17 protein-coding genes are annotated in these 16,231 nt (G+C 51.4%); 9 read left to right on the plus strand and 8 right to left on the minus strand.

Features of this window, described 5'->3' with window-relative positions; genetic code table 11:
• The first annotated feature begins 27 nt into the window (after window positions 1–27).
• The gene (locus NSP04_RS08445) at window positions 28–2,013 is read left to right on the plus strand and encodes an SDR family oxidoreductase (protein WP_257511900.1); all 1,986 of its coding nucleotides are present in this window, start codon (window positions 28–30) and stop codon (window positions 2,011–2,013) included.
• Here the strand turns inward: NSP04_RS08445 and NSP04_RS08450 are convergent.
• From NSP04_RS08450 to NSP04_RS08465, 4 genes are read right to left on the minus strand one after another with little or no spacing between them, the layout of a single operon-like run.
• Window positions 2,010–3,020, minus strand: coding sequence for an alpha/beta fold hydrolase (locus NSP04_RS08450; protein WP_257511901.1), 1,011 nt, complete (start codon window positions 3,018–3,020; stop codon window positions 2,010–2,012). The two genes, NSP04_RS08445 and NSP04_RS08450, sit on opposite strands and share 4 nt — an antisense overlap.
• A gap of 5 nt (window positions 3,021–3,025) precedes the next feature.
• Entirely contained in the window at window positions 3,026–4,681 is a 1,656-nt protein-coding gene (locus tag NSP04_RS08455; protein WP_257511902.1) for a GMC family oxidoreductase, read from the minus strand.
• A 2-nt stretch (window positions 4,682–4,683) separates the two neighbouring features.
• Complete coding sequence (locus NSP04_RS08460; RefSeq protein ID WP_257511903.1) at window positions 4,684–5,199, minus strand: hypothetical protein; 516 nt, start codon at window positions 5,197–5,199, stop codon at window positions 4,684–4,686.
• An 11-nt stretch (window positions 5,200–5,210) separates the two neighbouring features.
• On the minus strand, window positions 5,211–6,665 hold the full coding sequence (locus NSP04_RS08465) for a coniferyl aldehyde dehydrogenase (RefSeq protein ID WP_257511904.1): 1,455 nt from the start codon (window positions 6,663–6,665) through the stop codon (window positions 5,211–5,213).
• Window positions 6,666–6,794: 129 nt separating this feature from the next.
• Here NSP04_RS08465 and NSP04_RS08470 point away from each other — a divergent pair, with 129 nt between their 5' ends.
• From NSP04_RS08470 to NSP04_RS08505, 8 genes are all read left to right on the plus strand, one after another.
• Window positions 6,795–7,502, plus strand: a complete 708-nt coding sequence (locus NSP04_RS08470; RefSeq protein WP_257511905.1) for an FFLEELY motif protein — start codon at window positions 6,795–6,797, stop codon at window positions 7,500–7,502.
• Window positions 7,503–7,676: 174 nt separating this feature from the next.
• Window positions 7,677–9,323, plus strand: a complete 1,647-nt coding sequence (locus tag NSP04_RS08475; protein ID WP_257512270.1) for an AMP-binding protein — start codon at window positions 7,677–7,679, stop codon at window positions 9,321–9,323.
• A 140-nt stretch (window positions 9,324–9,463) separates the two neighbouring features.
• Window positions 9,464–9,868: a 30S ribosomal protein S6 gene (gene rpsF / locus NSP04_RS08480; protein WP_257511906.1), complete on the plus strand. Its 405-nt coding sequence runs from the start codon at window positions 9,464–9,466 to the stop codon at window positions 9,866–9,868.
• A 24-nt stretch (window positions 9,869–9,892) separates the two neighbouring features.
• Window positions 9,893–10,243, plus strand: a complete 351-nt coding sequence (gene priB / locus NSP04_RS08485; protein WP_257511907.1) for a primosomal replication protein N — start codon at window positions 9,893–9,895, stop codon at window positions 10,241–10,243.
• 25 nt (window positions 10,244–10,268) lie between these two features.
• Window positions 10,269–10,538, plus strand: a complete 270-nt coding sequence (gene rpsR, locus NSP04_RS08490) for a 30S ribosomal protein S18 (RefSeq protein WP_257511908.1) — start codon at window positions 10,269–10,271, stop codon at window positions 10,536–10,538.
• 18 nt (window positions 10,539–10,556) lie between these two features.
• Window positions 10,557–11,009: a 50S ribosomal protein L9 gene (gene rplI / locus NSP04_RS08495; protein WP_257511909.1), complete on the plus strand. Its 453-nt coding sequence runs from the start codon at window positions 10,557–10,559 to the stop codon at window positions 11,007–11,009.
• 133 nt (window positions 11,010–11,142) lie between these two features.
• A complete protein-coding gene (locus tag NSP04_RS08500; RefSeq protein ID WP_257511910.1) occupies window positions 11,143–12,528 on the plus strand; it encodes a replicative DNA helicase in 1,386 nt (461 codons plus the stop codon).
• 179 nt (window positions 12,529–12,707) lie between these two features.
• Window positions 12,708–12,914, plus strand: coding sequence for a hypothetical protein (locus tag NSP04_RS08505; RefSeq protein WP_257511911.1), 207 nt, complete (start codon window positions 12,708–12,710; stop codon window positions 12,912–12,914).
• A gap of 175 nt (window positions 12,915–13,089) precedes the next feature.
• Here NSP04_RS08505 and NSP04_RS08510 read toward each other — a convergent pair whose 3' ends face one another.
• The 4 genes from NSP04_RS08510 to NSP04_RS08525 form a co-directional block, all read right to left on the minus strand.
• Entirely contained in the window at window positions 13,090–14,745 is a 1,656-nt protein-coding gene (locus tag NSP04_RS08510; protein ID WP_257511912.1) for a PhoH family protein, read from the minus strand.
• Window positions 14,746–14,812: 67 nt separating this feature from the next.
• The gene (locus NSP04_RS08515; RefSeq protein ID WP_257511913.1) at window positions 14,813–15,283 is read right to left on the minus strand and encodes a peroxiredoxin; all 471 of its coding nucleotides are present in this window, start codon (window positions 15,281–15,283) and stop codon (window positions 14,813–14,815) included.
• An 80-nt stretch (window positions 15,284–15,363) separates the two neighbouring features.
• Window positions 15,364–15,735, minus strand: coding sequence for an SMR family transporter (locus tag NSP04_RS08520; RefSeq protein WP_257511914.1), 372 nt, complete (start codon window positions 15,733–15,735; stop codon window positions 15,364–15,366).
• Window positions 15,732–16,109 carry an Mth938-like domain-containing protein gene (locus NSP04_RS08525; RefSeq protein WP_257511915.1) on the minus strand — a complete coding sequence of 126 codons (378 nt, stop codon included), beginning with the start codon at window positions 16,107–16,109 and terminating at the stop codon, window positions 15,732–15,734. Before NSP04_RS08525 ends, NSP04_RS08520 begins: the two co-directional genes overlap by 4 nt.
• Window positions 16,110–16,231: the final 122 nt, after the last annotated feature.

Raw genomic sequence — 16,231 nt, forward strand, 5'->3', positions numbered from 1 at the left:
AAAAACCCAGCGCGGAGAAGACATACGATGAATTATTTTGTAACAGGAGCCACTGGCTTCATTGGCAAACGATTGGTAAAGCGCCTTGTGGAACAAAAGCGCAAAGGCACCATTTACTTTTTGATTCGTGAATCGAGTTTGGACAAAGTTTCTGAACTTCAAAAATACTGGGGTGCCAAAAAAGGGCAGTGTGTGCCAGTGGTGGGCGACTTGACCAAACCCAAGCTGGGCTTGAAGGCCACAGAAATTAAAGAATTGAGCAAAAACGTTGCTCACTTTTTCCATTTGGCTGCCATTTATGACTTGGCCGCTGATGCTGAAAGTCAGCAGGAAACCAATATCAAGGGCACAGAAAACGCAGTTGATTTGGCCAATGCGATTGGCGCGGGTTGTTTTCAATTGACATCTTCGATTGCGGCAGCCGGTTTGTACGAGGGCGTGTTTCGCGAAGACATGTTTGAGGAAGCAGAAAACCTGGATCACCCGTACTTTCGCACCAAACACGATTCGGAAGCCATTGTTCGAAAGAAAGTGAAAGGCGCGTGGCGTGTTTACCGACCTGGCTTTGTAGTGGGCGACTCAAAAACCGGCGAGATGGATAAAATTGACGGTCCGTATTACCTGTTCAAACTGATCCAGAAAATGCGCAAGTTGCTGCCTTCCTGGGTGCCTACCATTGGTATTGAAGGCGGGCGGATCAATATCGTGCCTGTTGATTTTGTGGTGAATGCCATGGACTACATTGCACACCAACCTGATCTGGATGGAAAAGCTTTCCATTTGGTGGACCCCAGCCCCAACCGCATTGGCGATGTGTTGAATATTTTTGCACGCGCTGCCCATGCGCCAAAAATGGAAATGCGCATTAATGCAGCCATGTTTGGTTTTGTGCCAGGTGCTGTTAAAAAGGGTTTGATGAGCCTTACCCCTGTGCGCCGAATTCGCAACGCTTTGCTGAAAGACCTGGCTTTACCCGAGGAGGTGTTTGGTTACATCAATTGGCCAACCCGTTACGATTGCCGCCAAACCTTGACTGCGCTGGATGGGAGTGGCATTGAATGCCCGCGCCTTGAAGATTATGCCTGGACCATTTGGGATTATTGGGAGCGCCATTTGGACCCCGATTTGTTCATTGACCGAAGCTTGAATGGGCAGGTCAAAGACAAAGTGGTGTTGATCACGGGTGGCTCTTCCGGCATTGGTTTGGCTGCAGCGCAAAAGTTTGCAGCAGCGGGTGCCATCACGATTATTTGTGGTCGTGATGAGGAAAAACTGGCCGAGGCCAAAGCCTTGGTAAAGTCTGAAGGTAATACGCTGCACACGTATTCTGTCGACATTGCCGACATGCAAGACTGTGATCGATTTGTGGCGCAGTTGTTGGCTGATTTCGGTCATGTGGATGTGTTGGTGAACAACGCTGGTCGTTCAATCCGCCGTGGCATTGAAAACAGCTTTGACCGTTTCCATGATTTGGAACGGACCATGCAACTGAACTACTTCGGTGCCTTGCGTGTGACCTATGGTTTGCTGCCCAAAATGATGGAACGCCGAAAAGGCCATGTGGTGAATATTTCTTCAATCGGTGTGCTGACCAATGCCCCGCGCTTTTCGGCTTATGTGGCTTCCAAAGGCGCTTTGGATTCCTGGACCCGTTGTGCGGCCTCTGAGTTTGCAGACTTGAACATCACTTTCACCACCATCAATATGCCGCTGGTGCGCACGCCCATGATTGCACCGACCAAGCTTTATAACAATGTACCCACTCTTAGCCCTGAACAGGCTGCTGATCTGATTGCGCAAGCCGTAATTCACAAGCCGGTTCGAATTGCAACGCGCTTGGGTGTGTTGGGTCAGGTGATGCATGCGTTGATCCCGAAGCCAGCTCAAATTTTGATGAATACATCGTTCCGCATGTTCCCCGATTCGGAATCGGCGGCCAAGGGCAAGAAGGGCGGTGGGCCCTCAGCAGAGCAGGTTGCATTCTCCACCCTGATGCAGGGCATTCACTTCTAAGCCCGGTTTTCTGCCAGCGGGTAGGCCTGAGAATCTTCTGCAAGCCAGTTGAGTATCAGGTCTTCCGTGGTGGAGTCGTTCAGCAAGGCCACGTGCCCGCAGCCGGGCACGGCGGTGTTCTTTCCAAATTCCAGTTTGCTTGAAACCGGCGGGCACACAATGTTGTCTTGCGGGCTCCACAATGACCAAATTTTTGTTTGAAATTCCTGATCTGTTGGGTGTTCGCGCAGGGTGTTCAGGAAAAAGCTTCCCCAGGCCATTTGCTTGACGTTTTTACCGATTCCCAATGTTGACAACGCTGTGCCGTAGTGTGGACTACCCACCGTGATCATGCCTGCAATTCGGTGGTGGCCATATTCAGTGGCGTGGTAGCGCACCGCCACGCCGCCCATGCTGTGCGCAATAATTTTTACCTGCGGCGCACCTGTGGCCACCAGCAGTTCATCAATTGCTTCATGAATGGCTTCGGAGTAACTGCGAATGGACCCTATCGCAGGTTCGAGTGTAATGGCGTGTGTGCTCACGTCGGCACGGTCTAGCAAAGCACGCGTACCCGCCCATACTGCTGAGTTGCACAAATAGCCATGAACCAACAAAACTGGCAGTGGCTTTTTCTTTCGCCAGGCTTTGCCCGCCAGTTTAATGCCGTCTGGATTGGGTGCCCAGGGTTGTAATAGAGTAATCAGCTTCAGCGAAGCGATGCTTTCGAGCAGCACTGCCTTAATCCATCGAGCAATGCTGAGTCGATGGAAACCTTCGCCTTCGGTGCTGTGAAAGGGCAACCCTTTGTCGCGCACTTGCGGAATTTGGCGAACGCTGTATGAAAGCGCAAAGCCTGAAATATTGAAGCCGACATGGGCTGCGAATAGCACGCCCACCACCAAACCAATTGCAGCCACTGCGGCATTGTCTGCGCGAAATCCAAGCCAGTGATGAAGCACCCAATACAGGCCAAACATGACTGAAATGTAGCCAATCCAGTAAAGCCTGTTCAGGTGGCGAATCATGGTACTTAGGCGAGCGCGGTGGCGGCTTGCCCTGTCAACTCGGCCACCAGTTGTTGGCTGAGTTTGTTGGTCAATCCGTAAATAGACAACTGCGGATTTGCACCAATGCTGGTAGGGAATAATGAACCGTCGTGAATCGACAGGTTTTCGATTTGCCAGTGGCGCCCATCGGGGCGGGCCACGCCCAGTTTTTCCTCTCCTGCCATGGCACAACCACCCATCACATGAGCCGACACCACTTTCATGCTTAACGGTTTCATTTCAAGTTGATTGATTTGTTTGAGCGCTTCGTCAATATTCCTAGCGGGTTCCGCGAACTCATGCACGGGTAGAGTGGTTAACGCGCCTGCGGCATGTTGCAGTTCAGCCATGGCCACCAATGCGCGGCGTGCAGCATCCCAAATGGCAGGAGTAAGTTTGTAATCAAGTACTGGGCTGCCGTCGCTGTTTAAACGAACTTGACCACCCACGCTGCCTGAATTGAAGCCATCACGCAGCAAGGCCAATTGCATGTGGGTTTTTGAAAAGTTGCGCATCACCTCAGCGTGTTTTTTTGCAAAGCCGGGCAAAGTGGATGCAAAAATCACCGGGTGCAAGGGCGGCGCTTCAAGTTTGAAACCCACGGGCCCGTCAATCGGATCAGTGTGCAAATAATGGTCGCTGTAAATGGTTTGCGGTGCACCCGCATCGGCGCGAACTTCCTGGTCCATGAATGCCGCGGATATCACCACCGGGTGCAAAAAAGTGCGCTCGCCCAGGCGATCATAAGGGTCGCTTGCATTGGAGCGCAGCAGCACTGCAGGGCTGTTGATGGATCCGCCAGCCAATACAAAATGCTTGGCAGTAATTTCCACTTCTTTGCCAGAAGGCAGCACGCCATCCGGATTCATGACCTGGCAACGCAGGGTACGAATGCGGCCTTGGGATATTTTGAATGAGTGTGCGCGTAGGGAGGCCACCAGCTCAGCGCCGTTTTCAAGCGCCGTGGGTATGGTTGATACCAGCATGGACTGTTTGGCATTGGTGGGGCAGCCCATGCCGCAGTAACCCAGGTTCCAGCAGTCTTTGACGTTGCGGCGAATGGCGCCCCAAGAAATGCCCTTGGCTTCTGCCCCGCGGCGCAGAATGTCATTGTTCTCGTTCGGGGGCACTTGCCAGTCGGCGATGTTCAAACGGCGTTCGGCCTGTTCAAACCAGGGTGCCATGGCCTCAACCGTCATGTCTTTCAAGGCGAATTGGTTTTGCCAGAATTCCAGGGTGTCGGCGGGTGTTCGGAAGCTGGATGTCCAGTTCACTGTAGTTGAACCACCCACAGCGCGGCCCTGCAAAATATTGATGGCCTTGTCTGCTGTTTTGCGGCCCGCGCTTTCCTGGTACAGCGTGGGGTAGGCCACCGATTCCAGCATTTTAAAATCTTTGGAAGTTTTTAGTGGACCTTCCTCAATCAACAGTACTTTCAGGCCTGCCTTGGCACAAATTTCAGCAGTAATGCCGCCACCCGCGCCCGTACCAATGATCACCACATCAGCGGTCATTTGCTTGGGCATTTCGCGGCTGTGCGCTTCGTAGGCATTCCAGCCACCGGCAACACCCGCCGCAAACAGGTCGGGCACCAACGTATTGGATAAGCTACCCATGGGTTTGATTTCTTGTTCAGTCATTTTCAGGAAACTTGGAAGGGTGGGCCAGGGTAGCCCATTTCAGCCCATTGCTCAGGCAGGCCGTACCAGCCCGCCATCATGAGGTCGTGTAGCGCATGGTAACCAGGCTGCAACGCCGGAATGGGGTGGTCGCGAAATGAAATCAAAAAGGCCTGCACTTGCGCGGACGTGGCTTCTTCCCAGCTGGTACCCAAATCGGCAATTAGTCTTCGCCCTACGGGATTTTCAAGAATATTCAGCAACTGACCCAGCTCCGCCTGCGCGCTGGCAGCCAGAGTTTTGCTGGCGTCCACAAATGCATTTGCTGCCTTTTCGATTGCTTCAGTTCTGCCGGTTGCAGGCAATGCAGGCTGTAAAAGGCCTGCCGCAATGGCACGCAACATGGACATGTGCTGTGGCTGAACAACAGACTTCCCTGCAATTACATCAACTTGAGCAAAATGCTTGCCCAGCCAACCCAGGCCGCCAGCCATAAGCAGGCCAGCGGCACCGAATTTAAAGAATTTACGTCTGTTCATTGGCCTTGACTTTATACCTTGCGTGTCAACAATTTGGTCATGAAGGCAAATAATTTGTTGTCATAGGGGGGGGACAACATTTCCATCACATGAAAACGGTTTTGTTTGAAAATAGGCTTTAATTTGGTCATGGTGTCAAAACCAAATTTGCCGTGGTAATGGCCCATACCCGAGTCACCCACGCCACCAAATGGCAGGTTTTCCTGAGCAATGTGAAACAGGGTTTCGTTCAAGCATACGCCACCTGCAATGGTCTGCTTCATGACCATGTCCTGGGTTTTCGATTCATCATCGAATAAGTACAGGGCCAGTGGGCGAGGACGGTCATTGATGAAATCAAGCGCATCATCCAGCCGTTTGTAGGTGATCACGGGCAGTACCGGGCCAAAAATTTCTTCCTGCATCAGCATCGAATCGGGTTTCGCGTTGAACACCAGGGTCATGGGTATCTTGCGTCCGGGGCTGTCAGCGGTTTTCATGAGTGTCACCACACGCGCACCTTGTTCCGCCGCTTCGTCAATTAAACGCTGCAATCGTGTCGCATGGCGATCGGAAACAATGCCCGTGAAGTCTTGGGACAGTATGCCGTCGGGGAAGCGACGATCTGTGATTGCCTTTGCATGACTGATCAATTGTTCTTCACATCCTTCCGGCACCATCAAATAATCGGGGGCAATGCAGGTTTGGCCTGCGTTGATCGATTTTCCAGAAAGTGTGCGTGCAATGGCGTTTTCGAATCGGCCAGCGTTCGCCACAGTGGGCGCAGTAATAATAACCGGGCTTTTCCCACCCAGTTCAAGTGTGACTGGCACCAGGTTTTCACTGGCTGCTTTCATCACCAGTTTGCCCACTGGCGTGGAGCCAGTGAATAGCAAGTGATCAAATGGCAGGCGCGAAAACTCTGCCGCCACTTCCGGACCACCGTTGATAACTTGCACCACTTCACGGCCTAGGGCCTTACTTAATAGCTCATCGAGCAGCGCGCTGAATCGGGGCGTGTATTCGCTCATTTTGATAAAAACCCGATTGCCCGCAGACAGCGCGGCGATCATTGGGCCGATCGACAGAAACAAGGGGTAGTTCCACGGCACGATGACACCAACCACGCCCAAGGGCTGGGGCATTAAACAAGTGCTGGCGGGTTTGAACCAAATGCTGGCACCTTGTTTGCGGGGCTTCATCCAGCTTTTGCCGTGTTTGATTGCATGGCGAATGCCCTCCAGCGATGGAAACACCTCTGCCAACAGCGTGTCGTTTTGTGAGCGGTGGCCAAAATCTTCCGAAATGGCCTCTGCAATGCGCATCTTGTTGTCGTAGATCATTTCGCTCAAAGCCAACAACCAAGCTTTGCGTTGGTTCCATTCTGGGTAGGGGTTGATGCGGTAAGCTTGCTTCAAGGACTCCAAAGTTGCTTTTAGTTCTGCTGCCGTTAATTCTTGTCCGTGTGCTTTGGATGGGGCGTTCATTTTTGTCTCACTCTCCGGTTTAACATTAACGGATGTAAACATAAATTTTGACTATTTTCCATGTCTGATTTGTGCTGCATTGCAGCAGTGAAACCGAGCACTCCATGAAACCACCCCAGCCTTGCAGCCATGATTGATACGAACAGTTCTCCCGTTGAATTACAACAGGCGATTCGCACCTTGCGGCAGGGCAGCGATCGATCTGTTGAATTTTTAAAGTTAAAGAAAGAGATAAAACGCTTTCAAAACAACAGACTGGAGAATACTTATGGTGACTTACTTGAGCAGCAGGGTATGCGATTGGCTTGCCGGTTCTTTCTGGATCAGTTGTACTGCACGCATGACCTCAGTACCCGCGATCACCAGGTAGAACGCGTCCTGCCAAAGTTGGAAAAACTATTGCCAGCCAGCGCAGTGAATACAGTGCGTAAAGTGATCTATATGGATTACTTGGCAGAACTTCTTGATGATGAAATCACTCAATTTATCAACGTTGAGAAATGGTATTCTAATAAACTACTTCAAGAAAGCAATTACATTCATGCTTTTAAAATGCAAGGCCAGTACGATCTTCGTGAGCAACAAATTCTTCTTGTGCGCGAGATTGGCGAATCGTTGCGCCGCTTGATGCGCCTGCCTTTTTTGAAACAGCTCCTAAAGATGACGCGTGGTGCAGCGCAAAAGTCAAATTTAGAGGATTTCCACGATTTCTTGAGTCAGGGGCTTGAGGCATTCACCTCGCTTGAAAAGCCCACACTGTTCTTCCAGATTATCCAAGAGCGCGAAATGTCGATTCTCGTTGGTATTCGACAAGGAACCTTGTCGACATTTCCTTAAGCAGTGTCATAGGGCAGGTACACATGGTAATCGTAGTGCTTTAGAATCCATGTTCTTTGATAATCCAGAATTGTTTCAGCAATTCAGAATAGTTGCGAAGCACAGCAGTGCCCACAGAAGGAGACATTTGTGACAGATAAAGCATGGATTCAAAGCTACCCCCCCGGCGTACCCATGGCGGTGAACTTGGATCAATATTCCTCGATTCGCGATATTTTCGAGGACGCCAGTCGCAAATTTGCCGACAAAACTGCGTTCAGCAACATGGGAACAGGTATTAGTTACGAACGGCTTGACGCCTTAACCCGCGATTTCGGAGCCTATCTGCAAAGCCTGCCTGGCATGAAGAAGGGCGACCGAGTTGCTTTCATGTTGCCTAATTTGCTGCAGTATCCCGTGGCCATGTTGGGAGCCATTCGGGCGGGTTTCGTTGCTGTGAACGTCAACCCTTTGTACACCCCCACCGAACTTGAATACCAGCTGCGTGATTCGGGCGCCAAAGTGATTGTGGTGTTCGAGAATGTGGCGCACACGCTTGAAAAGGTAATCAAGAACACACCGGTGGAGCACATTGTGCTGGCCTCTATGGGCGAAATGCACGGGTTCTTCAAACGCCTGTTGCTGAATTTTGTGGTCCGCCATGTGAAGAAACTGGTACCTGCTTTCAACATTGCGGGGTCCATCACCTTCAAGAAGGCATTGGCATTGGGGCGAAACAATGAGCTGCGCAAGGTCAATATTAGCCAGGACGATCTGGCGTTTTTGCAGTACACCGGCGGCACCACAGGCGTTGCCAAAGGCGCCATGCTCACGCACGGCAATATTGTGGCCAATTTGCAGCAGGCATCGGCCTGGTTGAACCAAGACATCGAGGAAGGCAAGGAAATTGCAATCACAGCCTTGCCGATGTACCACATCTTCTGCCTCACCGCGAACATTCTAGTGTTCATTAAAGTGGGGGGGCATTGCCTGTTGATCACCGACCCACGCAACATGAAAACCTTTGTGAAAACACTTGCAACCGTGCCGTTCACTGCGTTAACCGGCGTTAACACCCTGTTTAATGGCTTGCTGAACACACCAGGATTTGATCAGGTTGATTTTTCTCATGTAAAACTGGTGCTGGGCGGTGGTGCCGCCATTGAACCGGCGGTGGCTGAAAAATGGAAAAAGGTAACCGGTACTAGATTGTCGGAAGCTTATGGTTTAACCGAAGCTTCGCCAGCCGTGTGCATCAACCCATTGCACGAAGAATACAACGGGTCGATCGGCTTGCCTGTGCCTTCCACGGAAGTCAGCATTCGAGATGATGACTTTAATGAGCTGCCCGTGGGCCAGGAAGGCGAGTTGTGCGTGAAAGGCCCGCAAGTGATGCGTGGTTATTGGAACAAGCCGCGTGAAACCGCTGAAATTCTGACGCAGGACGGTTGGCTAAAAACCGGCGACATCGCTTACATGGACCAAAACGGCTATTTCTACATCACCGATCGCAAGAAAGACATGATCTTGGTTTCGGGGTTTAACGTGTATCCCAAGGAAATTGAAGCAGTAGCCACTTTGCTTGGTGGCATATTCGAGGCCGCAGCCGTGGGTGTGCCCGACAGCAAAACTGGCGAGGCGGTCAAGCTGTTCGTGGTCAAAAAAGACCCAGACCTGACTGCAGAACAGGTGATAGACCACTGCAGAAAGCACATGACGGCCTACAAAATACCGCGTCATGTGGAATTCATGAAAGAGCTGCCCAAAAGCCCCGTGGGCAAGGTATTGCGCCGTGAACTGCGCGACATGGAAAAGAAGCGCCTTTTAGACCAAGCGGCCTGATTTAAACCAAAAACTTATTTGCCAACGCTTTTCATCGTTGTCAAGTTTCAAAAACCCTACTATAATTGCGGGTTACCTGCTGCTGCACCACGGGGGTGTGGCGGCTTTTCCAATTGTGGAAAATCCATAGGAGTTTATCAATGCGTCACTATGAAATTGCTTTCATCGTGCATCCCGACCAAAGCGAGCAAGTGCCTGCCATGGTTGAGAAGTATCGTGGAACCATCGAAGCCAACGGCGGCAAAGTTCACCGCCATGAAGATTGGGGTCGCCGCCAATTGGCCTATCCAATCCAGAAACTGGCCAAAGCCCACTATGTGTTGTTGAACATTGAATGCAGCCAGGAAGTTCTTGAGGAACTGGAAACTGCATTTAAATTCAATGATGCCGTACTGCGTCACCTGACTGTGAAGATGAAAAAAGCTGAAACTGCTCCTTCTCCAATGATGAAGGAAGTTCAGCGTGAGCAAGAGCGCAAAGCCGCGACTGCCACATCGTCTTCAAATGACGACAGTTCCGATTCAGGCGAAGGTGACGACGAGTAATCGTCGACACAGCACGCTGAATCAATGAATCAGGAGGAAGGGAAACCAAATTCAAACAAGTACGGGGAAGAAGGAACGGCTGGTGTCAACCAGTTCACCTTGACTGCCACACTGATTGCAAAATCAATTGTGCGATACACCCCGGCAGGTCTGCCCATTTGCGAATTCGAGCTTGAACATGAAAGTGAACAGCTTGAAGCATCCAAACCAAGAATGGTGAAATGTACAGTCCAAGCGCTTGCGCTTGGGGTGGCAGCCAACCAAGTGAGTGGTTTGGAAGTGGGAAGCCTGAAAAACTGGTCTGGATTTATTGCTCTTCGTTCGCATAAATCAAAAAGTCTTCGATTCCATGTTTGCGCAGTGCGCGAATGTTGAAGGCTTGAAATAGTTGGAGAACATTATGGCTTTTGGTCGTAAAAATGATCGCAAGGGACGTCGTCCACAGCAGAACCCCTTGTTCAAGCGCAAGAAGTTTTGCCGCTTCACAGTGGGCAAAGTAGAGCAAATCGATTACAAAGACATCGACACGCTTAAAGATTTCATCGGCGAAAACGGCAAGATCATGCCCGCTCGTATCACTGGTACCAAGGCGAACTATCAGCGCCAGCTGGACACAGCGATCAAGCGTGCACGTTTCCTGGCTTTGCTGCCATTCACCGATAATCACTAAGCAGGACGGGAGAACAACATGCAAGTAATTCTTCTTGAAAAAATGCCCAATTTGGGTCAATTGGGTGATGTGGTTCGTGTGAAAGACGGCTACGCACGCAACTTCTTGATCCCTTATGGCAAGGCCAAGCGCGCCACTGAAGCAGCAATCGCTGAATTTCAGGCACGTCGTGCTGATCTGGAAAAAGCAGCAGCCGAAAAATTGACAGCAGCTCAGGCAATGGGAGCCCTGTTGGGTCAAACTGTTGTTCAGTTGAGCGAGAAGGCTGCTGTGGATGGTCGTTTGTTTGGTTCTGTAACCAACAACGACATTGCAGCCGCTTTGAACGCAACTGGCATTAAGGTTGAAAAAGCGCAAGTACGCATGCCCAACGGCGCGCTGAAAATTGCTGGCGAGCACACTGTAACCGTAGCCCTGCACCCCGATGTGGTTGTAGACGTGAAAGTTGTTATTGCTGGCGAAGCTGCTTAAGAGTTAAAAAGGCTTAAGGCGCTGGGCTAAAGGTAAATCAGACCCAAGGTAACAGCCGCATTCGGTTATACTTTTGGTCTGCCTGAACCAACAAAAAGGTCACCTCAGGGTGGCCTTTTTCTATTGCGAATTTATGTCCGAAAATCGACTTACAGAACAAGAAATGACGGGCTTGCGGGTGCCGCCGCACTCGCTGGAATCCGAGCAATCGGTGGTGGGCGGCCTGCTCCTCGACAACCAAGCTTGGGACAAAATTGGCGATGTTATTCGTGCCGATGACTTCTACCGCTACGACCATCGAGTTATTTTCGAGCACATTGCCAAGCTGATTGATGGCTCCAAGCCCGCTGACGTCATAACGGTGTATGAATCGTTGCAGTCTTCCGGCAAAGCCCAGGATGTGGGCGGCTTGGCCTATTTGAATACTCTGGCAACCAACACACCGTCTGCCGCCAACATCCGCCGCTACGCTGAAATTGTGCGCGACCGTGCTGTGTTGCGCCGCCTAATTACAATTAGCGACGACATTGCCACCACGGCATTGAACCCGCAGGGCAAAGACACCAAAACCATTCTGGATGAAGCTGAAAGCAAGATTTTCAAGATTGCTGAAGACGGTGCGCGTGGGGCGGGTGGCTTTCAGGAATTACAGCCAGTGCTAAGCAAAGTGGTGGAGCGAATTGACGAGCTTTATCACCGCGACAGCACCAGCGACATCACCGGCATTTCAACTGGCTTCGTGGACTTGGATGGCAAAACCTCGGGCCTTCAGCCCGGCGATTTGATTATCGTGGCTGGAAGGCCCTCAATGGGCAAGACAGCATTCAGCCTAAATATTGGCGAACACGTGGCCGTGGAAGAGGGGCACGCGGTTGCTGTGTTCTCCATGGAAATGGGAGCAACTCAGCTGGCGATGCGTTTGTTGGGCTCTGTCGGGCGGCTGGACCAGCATCGCTTGCGCACAGGGCGTTTGACCGATGAGGATTGGCCCCGCCTAACCTACGCAGTTGAGAAAATGCAGAACGCGCAGCTGTTTATTGACGAAACGCCTGCTTTGTCGTCCATGGAAGTGCGTGCCCGTTGCCGTCGATTGGCGCGCCAGTGCGGGCAGTTGGGCCTGGTGGTAATCGACTACATTCAGTTGATGGGTGCGTCTTCCCCAGGTGAAAACCGCGCCACTGAAATTTCTGAAATTTCGCGATCGCTGAAAGGTTTGGCCAAAGAATTAAATTGCCCGGTGATTGCACTTTCGCAGTTGAACCGTTCGCTGGAACAAAGACCGAACAAACGCCCAGTGATGAGTGACCTGCGCGAATCGGGCGCGATTGAGCAGGATGCTGACGTGATTCTGTTCATTTACCGTGATGAAGTGTATAACCCGGATTCGCCCGATAAAGGCACTGCCGAGATTATCATCGGCAAGCAGCGTAACGGCCCGATTGGTACAGTGCGGGTTACTTTCTTGGGCATGTACACCAAGTTTGAAAATTATGCGGGGATGCAGCCGGAAGGCGATTAACTCTCTCGTTGGGGTGTCTGAAGTTTGCAGCGCGTCACTCATTCTGCCTTGATCAAGTCGAATTCCCCGCTGTTGATTCTGGTTTGGGGCATGCGAAACGCTAAAGCGTCTTCGCATCGACCTTGCCGGTCGCCCCTCTCTGCGAATCAAATCGGGCGACTTGATCTTGAATCGGCAGAATGATGAAACGCTGCTACAAATCAGCCAACCAAGGCAGCGACATTCGCCAAGTCGAACGTCACCATTGGGTTGTGGGCATTCGCGAAGTTCGCTTTGCCGTCTTTCCGCCTTCAAGAAAGCCTGCCCGTTTGAAGTTCACACGCCGCGTTCGGCTGCAAGCCGACACCGAGATTCGGCCATCTTTTTTGCCGAATTCGGTGAGCTAGTGTGAATTTCAAAAAGGGGTTTTTCAGGCTTTCAGGCGGAGGAGTGCATGCGACTTCGCGAATGCTATTAATAAGGGACATTCGACTTCGCTAATGCTATTAATAAGGGACATTCGACTTCGCGAATACCCCTTAACGCACCGGGCGTGCGATTTCGCACACGCCCTTCAAGGCTTTACAGGTTATCCGACGCGAAGTCAGCCAACCTTGAGCGTTCGCCACGCTGCAGCGTAATGTGCCCCGCATGCGGCCAGCCCTTGAAACGGTCTACTACATACGTCAGGCCAGACGAGCCTTCTGTCAGGTATGGCGTGTCAATCTGCGCCAGGTTACCCAAACAAATCACCTTGGTACCTGGGCCTGCCCGGGTAATCAAGGTTTTCATCTGCTTGGGCGACAAGTTCTGGGCTTCATCAATAATCAAAAACTTATTGATGAAGGTGCGGCCACGCATGAAGTTCATTGATTTGATTCGAATTTTGGTACGAATCAAATCGGTTGTGGCTGAACGGCCCCAGTCGCCACTGCTGGGGTCGGGCTTGTTCAGTACTTCAAGGTTGTCTTCAAATGCGCCCATCCAAGGTGCCATTTTTTCTTCTTCCGTACCTGGCAAGAAGCCAATGTCTTCACCCACCGGCACAGTGGCGCGGGTCACGATGATTTCGGAATACTGTTTACTTTCAAGCACCTGCGACAAGCCAGCTGCCAGTGCCAGCAAAGTTTTACCTGTGCCTGCCTGGCCGAGCAGCGTTACGAAATCACATTCCGGGTTCATCAACAGGTTCAGCGCAAAGTTTTGTTCGCGGTTGCGTGCGGTAATGCCCCACACGCTGTTTTTGTTATGACTGAAATCGCGCAGGGTTTTTAGCACTGCGGTGCGACCGCTCACTTCGATGACCTGCGCAATTAATGGAATACCCGTTTCGCAATACACGAACTGGTTCACCATCATGTCTTTCACTGCGGGGCCACTAATGCGGTAGTAAGTGCTGCCGCCTTGTTGCCAGCTTTCAATGCCCTTGCTGTTTTTCTCCCAGAAATCGGAAGCCAGTTCCATGATGCCTGAGTACAGCAAATCACGGTCTTCCAGCACTTGGTCATTGAAGTAGTCTTCAGCCAGCAAGCCCAGCGCGCGTGCCTTAATCCGCATGTTGATGTCTTTGGACACCAGTGCAACTTCGCGTTCAGGGTGTAGCTTGCTCAGCGCAAACACCACACCCAGAATTTGATTGTCGGCTTTGCCCACGGGCAGAGTTTTTGGCAGTTCAGCCGACAACTCGGTAGTTTGAACCAGCAAGCGGCCCAAGGCGTCCACGTTGCCCAGGCGGTCAAGTGCTACACCCTTTTCGATGTCGTCGATGTTCTCCATCAGTGCATCTAGCGAGCGGCTTACCTGGCGGGCGTGGCGAGCCACTTCGGACATACCTTTTTTGTGGTTGTCCAGTTCTTCAAGCGTAATCAGAGGCAGAAACACGTCGTGTTCTTCGAAGCGGAACAGCGACACCGGGTCGTGCATCAACACATTGGTGTCGAGTACAAAGATTTTCTTGCCGGTGTGCGTGACTTGTCGATTCGCTTTCGCGATTGACGTGGTGCCAGGCTTGCGTGCCTTGCTTGATGCCGCGTTGGGTATGTTGCGAGTTCGACTTGTGTCTGGTGCCTTGGCAATAACTGTGTTGTCGGCAGCCAGTGTTAGCGGAGCTTTGCCCCCTGAAGCGAGCGCACCGGTTGGGTCCGCCTTCTTGGTCGGCTTTCTCGATTTGGGCGCCGTAATCGGCGGGATTTCGTTCAGTGTGGTTGCGGGTTTGCTGGGTTCTTTGGGAAGTGGCATTGTCAACGATCTGAAGTAAGAAGCTCATGAATCGCGCGGGGTCGTCACTCCTGCGCCCGTGGGGATATTAGTCCCCGATTGTGCGTACAAAGTCAAGTACTGCCTGCGCATGGCCTGGCACCTTCAAACCGCGCCATTCCTGCACAAGAACACCTTTCTTGTTGATTACAAAGGTACTTCTTTCCACGCCGCGCACCTGTTTGCCATACATGTTTTTCATCTTCATGACGTCAAAAATTACGCATACCTTTTCATCCGGATCAGAAATCAGCTCGAACGGCATCTCAAGCTTGGCTTTGAAATTTTCATGCGATTTCAACGAGTCGCGAGAAACGCCGAACACCGCGCATTCGGCTTTCACAAACTCTGGATGCAAATCACGGAAGTTTTCGCCCTCTGTGGTGCAACCCGGCGTGTTGTCTTTGGGGTAGAAGTAGATCACCAGGTTTTTACCGGCATGGGCCGACAATTTAAAATCAGCACCGCCTGTACAACTTGCTGAAAAATCAGGCACTTTGCCGTTGATTTCGACTGACACGGTACTGCTCCTTGCACTTTCTGGAGGTTATTTGATGAATTAGTATAACCACAGCTTTTGACAACAAAATGCGCCCAGCGTCAGGAACGTGCCAAAAGGGCAACACCCAGTACGATCACTCCAATGGCCACCCAGCGTTGCAGGCTGACCGGCTCATTCAAAAAGTATTGGGCAGCAAAAGCATTGATCACGTAACCAATGGCCAGCATGGGGTAGGCCAGCGTTACGTCAACACGGGAAAGAGCCATTAACCAGATAAGCAAGGAAAATCCGTAGCAGAACAAACCGAGGATCATTGGCCACTGTAAAAACAGGGCAGACATGGCCCCCAGGCTCAGCGCACTCGAAGCTTCGATCACTCCCACTTTGTTGGTGGCCATTTTTAGCAAAAGTTGTGCAACTGCATTCAACACAACGCCTGAAAGTACCAAGAGGGCAGCGTAGGCGGTCATATCAGAATCGCTGCGATTACATGACGGCCTTCACCCACCAGAATATTGTAGGTGCGGCAGGCGGCCTGGCTGTCCATGTATTCCACTGGGCAGCGCTTGTCGGCAAAAAATTTGCGAATGTCCATGCCCGGAAATATTTGCTTTGTTCCAGTGCCAATCAACAACACTTCCATGCTGGGCGGGCATTGGCTGTGCAGCCATTCGCAGTGCGCAATGTTTAGGGGGCCAGAACCCGCATTTTCCCAGATTCGGGGGGTGAAGTCGGTGCCAAACACCACGCTTTCGGTTTGAAGTCTGCCGCTGATCACGACACCGTCTTCGTCATACCGTTGCACGACGAATTGATTGTCGAGCGATTCAGGTTGAAATTTCATTCGAAAGATGCTCCAGGATGCGGCCAAACCTTTGCAGGCACTGGCCTAAACGGTTAAATTATAAGACTTTGCGCAAGCAAAAAAATTACCACCCCAAACAAGCAACAAAACAATCCACACAG

The sequence above is a fragment of the Limnobacter parvus genome (genome assembly GCF_024623725.1).
Lineage (GTDB): Bacteria > Pseudomonadota > Gammaproteobacteria > Burkholderiales > Burkholderiaceae_B > Limnobacter > Limnobacter parvus.

Excerpts from the sequence above, each read along its gene's own strand:
- NSP04_RS08445 (WP_257511900.1), top strand. The coding sequence starts at position 28 with ATGAATTATTTTGTAACAGGAGCCACTGGCTTCATTGGCAAACGATTG.
- NSP04_RS08450 (WP_257511901.1), bottom strand. The coding sequence starts at position 3,020 with ATGATTCGCCACCTGAACAGGCTTTACTGGATTGGCTACATTTCAGTC.
- NSP04_RS08455 (WP_257511902.1), bottom strand. The coding sequence starts at position 4,681 with ATGACTGAACAAGAAATCAAACCCATGGGTAGCTTATCCAATACGTTG.
- NSP04_RS08460 (WP_257511903.1), bottom strand. The coding sequence starts at position 5,199 with ATGAACAGACGTAAATTCTTTAAATTCGGTGCCGCTGGCCTGCTTATG.
- NSP04_RS08465 (WP_257511904.1), bottom strand. The coding sequence starts at position 6,665 with ATGAACGCCCCATCCAAAGCACACGGACAAGAATTAACGGCAGCAGAA.
- NSP04_RS08470 (WP_257511905.1), top strand. The coding sequence starts at position 6,795 with ATGATTGATACGAACAGTTCTCCCGTTGAATTACAACAGGCGATTCGC.
- NSP04_RS08475 (WP_257512270.1), top strand. The coding sequence starts at position 7,677 with ATGGCGGTGAACTTGGATCAATATTCCTCGATTCGCGATATTTTCGAG.
- rpsF (WP_257511906.1), top strand. The coding sequence starts at position 9,464 with ATGCGTCACTATGAAATTGCTTTCATCGTGCATCCCGACCAAAGCGAG.
- priB (WP_257511907.1), top strand. The coding sequence starts at position 9,893 with ATGAATCAGGAGGAAGGGAAACCAAATTCAAACAAGTACGGGGAAGAA.
- rpsR (WP_257511908.1), top strand. The coding sequence starts at position 10,269 with ATGGCTTTTGGTCGTAAAAATGATCGCAAGGGACGTCGTCCACAGCAG.
- rplI (WP_257511909.1), top strand. The coding sequence starts at position 10,557 with ATGCAAGTAATTCTTCTTGAAAAAATGCCCAATTTGGGTCAATTGGGT.
- NSP04_RS08500 (WP_257511910.1), top strand. The coding sequence starts at position 11,143 with ATGTCCGAAAATCGACTTACAGAACAAGAAATGACGGGCTTGCGGGTG.
- NSP04_RS08505 (WP_257511911.1), top strand. The coding sequence starts at position 12,708 with ATGATGAAACGCTGCTACAAATCAGCCAACCAAGGCAGCGACATTCGC.
- NSP04_RS08510 (WP_257511912.1), bottom strand. The coding sequence starts at position 14,745 with ATGCCACTTCCCAAAGAACCCAGCAAACCCGCAACCACACTGAACGAA.
- NSP04_RS08520 (WP_257511914.1), bottom strand. The coding sequence starts at position 15,735 with ATGACCGCCTACGCTGCCCTCTTGGTACTTTCAGGCGTTGTGTTGAAT.
- NSP04_RS08525 (WP_257511915.1), bottom strand. The coding sequence starts at position 16,109 with ATGAAATTTCAACCTGAATCGCTCGACAATCAATTCGTCGTGCAACGG.